This is a genomic window from Pseudomonas agronomica (genome assembly GCF_025917275.1).
Taxonomy (GTDB): Bacteria; Pseudomonadota; Gammaproteobacteria; order Pseudomonadales; family Pseudomonadaceae; genus Aquipseudomonas; species Aquipseudomonas agronomica.
This window is the reverse complement of the sequence record NZ_JAOSHO010000615.1, coordinates 1-2,621: the sequence shown is the minus strand read 5'-3', so window position 1 is coordinate 2,621 and position 2,621 is coordinate 1. Positions and strand designations below refer to the sequence as shown.

General features: G+C 57.2%; 4 protein-coding genes. 3 read left to right on the top strand and 1 reads right to left on the bottom strand.

Annotated elements, in window-relative coordinates; genetic code table 11:
* Positions 1-561 precede the first annotated feature (561 nt).
* Together OC610_RS25265 and OC610_RS25260 are read left to right on the top strand one after the other, a co-directional pair.
* Positions 562-840: a BrnT family toxin gene (locus tag OC610_RS25265; protein WP_264431753.1), complete on the top strand. Its 279-nt coding sequence runs from the start codon at positions 562-564 to the stop codon at positions 838-840.
* Positions 818-1,075: a BrnA antitoxin family protein gene (locus OC610_RS25260; protein ID WP_264431751.1), complete on the top strand. Its 258-nt coding sequence runs from the start codon at positions 818-820 to the stop codon at positions 1,073-1,075. The genes OC610_RS25265 and OC610_RS25260 overlap by 23 nt, the downstream gene beginning before the upstream one ends.
* Before the next feature lie 193 nt (positions 1,076-1,268).
* Here OC610_RS25260 and OC610_RS25255 read toward each other — a convergent pair whose 3' ends face one another.
* Positions 1,269-2,000 carry a DUF899 domain-containing protein gene (locus tag OC610_RS25255; RefSeq protein WP_264431749.1) on the bottom strand — a complete coding sequence of 244 codons (732 nt, stop codon included), beginning with the start codon at positions 1,998-2,000 and terminating at the stop codon, positions 1,269-1,271.
* A 188-nt stretch (positions 2,001-2,188) separates the two neighbouring features.
* On the opposite strand from OC610_RS25255, the gene OC610_RS25250 reads away from it, so the two are divergent.
* Entirely contained in the window at positions 2,189-2,581 is a 393-nt protein-coding gene (locus OC610_RS25250; protein ID WP_030141150.1) for a hypothetical protein, read from the top strand.
* Positions 2,582-2,621: the final 40 nt, after the last annotated feature.

Genomic DNA, 2,621 nt, shown 5'->3' with positions numbered 1-2,621 from the left:
TTCTCTGTAATCGAGTCGCCAAACCCGAATCGCCTTTTTGGGCGACGAGGGACTATAGGCTGGCTTGTTCCAATGCCACAAGACACCGCTTTCCGAGCTTCATGTAGGACGTTTGACCTAGCATTTGTCGGCTTAAAGCAAGCGACTGCTGCGCAGTCGAGCGGGAGCAAGCTCCCTCGCCACGGGAGCGGTGATCGACTTGAGGATTGTGCTTAGTCGCATCAGCAACCGCGGGCTTTTCTCCTTCGTATTCATCGCGATGCGGAGTCAGTCCCCGTTTCTTACTACGACCTGTTTGCCATCTTGTCTGTCCGTTTTGCAGGAGGTTTCCACCTCTGCGCAGGACCTTTCGCACTTTTTTACAGGATGCGTCTGATTTCAGATGGACGGTTACGACAGTAATCTTCGAGAAAGAGGCGTCATGTGTCGAATACGGTTGCGCCTTCTGAGCTGTTTCCAATGTCGCTAGCGATCCGATGGTCATCTCATCGAGCTACCGGGGCTGTGTATTTCTGCAGAGGAGAGTAGTGTGTATGTACGTAAGTAAGTACAGAAGGTCCCATGCTATTTGAATGGGACGAAGCCAAGAACCGGGCCAACATTCTTAAGCACGGCATCGACTTCAACGACGTGCCGGGCATTTTCCAGCATCCGATGCTGGTCTTCCACGATGACCGAATGGCTTACGGGGAAGAGCGTTGGATCACTATCGGATTGATCAAAGCGTTGATTGGCGTGGTCGTGTATACCGAACGGCGGGACGATGTGATCCGCATCATCTCCGCCCGAAAAGCCACTAAGCAGGAGGCCATACGTTATGCCGAAAACATCGAAAACTGACTGGGAGCGCTTGGCCAAGTTAGATGATGCGGACATCGATACCAGCGATATCCCCGAATTGGATGAGGATTTCTTCCGTCGCGCCGAGCTGCGTGTGCCGGTAAAGCAGGCGGTGACTATTCGCCTTGATGCCGATGTGGTCGAGTGGTTCAAGGGGCAGGGCGCGGGCTATCAGACACGCATCAATCAGCTTCTTCGCCAATACATGCAGGCCCAGCAGGGCCATCGGCGATGAGCAAATCAATGCTATGAAGCGGGCGACTGAGAAGTCGCCCGTTTTCATCGATTCTGTTAGCGGCGCCCGCAGGTCTTCCGATTCGATCAATCCTCTCGCGTAGCGCTGTGGTTAAGGCAAAACTGGCGACCGCTGCGCAGTCGAGCGGGAGCAAGCTCCCTCGCCACGTCGCTCGACTGGGCTGCTTGGCGCATCAGCTGTGGCAGCAGCCCTTGGGCCTGGCCTCTTCATACTTATCATGATGCCGCACCCAATCCATGATCTCGTCTTCATTGCGGCCCTTGGGCGTGAGGTCGAGGTAGTTGTAGGTGCCGACCAGGATGTCGAGGCCGCGGGCGTAAGTCGAGTAGGTGTGGAAGATGTCGCCGGCTTCGTTGCGATAGAAGACGCTGAGGCCTGGGAGTTCGCCTTCGGTGGTGTCGGTTTTTTCGTAGTTGTAGGTGGCTTTTCCGGCGGCGCTGTCTTCGGTTTTGAGGCTGACGCCGAAGTCATAGTTGAAGTCGCAGTCTTGCGACGAGACCCAGTCGAAGGCCCAGCCCATGCGGCGCTTGAAGGGTTGGAATTCGCTGAAGGGGGCGCGGGAGACGGCCACCACGGCGACGTCGTGGTGGGCCAGGTGTTGGTTGGCACCGTCGATGTGGTCGGACAGGAACGAGCAGCCTTGGCAGCCTTCGGTCCAGCCGGGGCCGAACATGAAGTGGTAGATGATCAGTTGGCTGCGGCCGCCGAACAGGTCGGCGAGGCTCAGTTCGCCGTGGGAGCCTTGGAAGCGGTAGGGTTTTTCTATTTTTACCCAGGGCAGGGCGCGGCGTTCGGCGCTGAGTTTGTCTCGTTCACGGGTGAAGGCTTTTTCGTGGGCCAGGTGTTCGCGGCGGGCGGCGAGCCATTCTTCACGCGAGACGACCTGATGGTGCTCGATGTTCATGGGGCTTCTCCTCAGGGATGGATTTACCGACGATTGCAACGGTTAGTCGTTTGGCTGACGGCGGATTCGACAAACCGTTGGTCGGCTTGTGGATAAGGGCGGTCGAAAACCCGGCTGAACGGCGCTGAACCGCTTCGGTCACACGTTAGGTAGGCATCTCTCTCTTAAGCTTTAGAGGATGGACCAGGATGACGACTTATAACTGGGACTTGATCGAACGGTTGCTCCACGAAGTGCAGAACGGCGCCGGCCACAGTTTCACCCCTCGGCCTTATGCAGAGCAGCACGCGGCGGAAAAAGCGGCACAGGGCGAGGAGATCGAGAACCTCGATCATCTGAAAGCGGTTGCCGGGGAGTACGAAAAGCTGCTGTTGGAGCGTGGGTATATCGAGCCCCGGCCGGAGGAGGAGGGCGGCAACGGCGAGAATTTTGTGCTGACACCACGCGGCTCGCGGTTGTTGAGCCTGATCGACAGCAGCATTCCGGGCAATGATCATCCGCGCCAGGTGCTGGATGAGCAGGAAGATGCGCTGGATGAGTTTACCTTTGATGATTTGGCTTCTAAGGCGCAGATTGCCTGACAAGTCCGGCCGAATCCCAATGTGGGAGCGAGCCTGCTCG

Excerpts from the sequence above, each read along its gene's own strand:
- OC610_RS25250 (WP_030141150.1), top strand. The coding sequence starts at position 2,189 with ATGACGACTTATAACTGGGACTTGATCGAACGGTTGCTCCACGAAGTG.
- OC610_RS25255 (WP_264431749.1), bottom strand. The coding sequence starts at position 2,000 with ATGAACATCGAGCACCATCAGGTCGTCTCGCGTGAAGAATGGCTCGCC.
- OC610_RS25260 (WP_264431751.1), top strand. The coding sequence starts at position 818 with ATGCCGAAAACATCGAAAACTGACTGGGAGCGCTTGGCCAAGTTAGAT.
- OC610_RS25265 (WP_264431753.1), top strand. The coding sequence starts at position 562 with ATGCTATTTGAATGGGACGAAGCCAAGAACCGGGCCAACATTCTTAAG.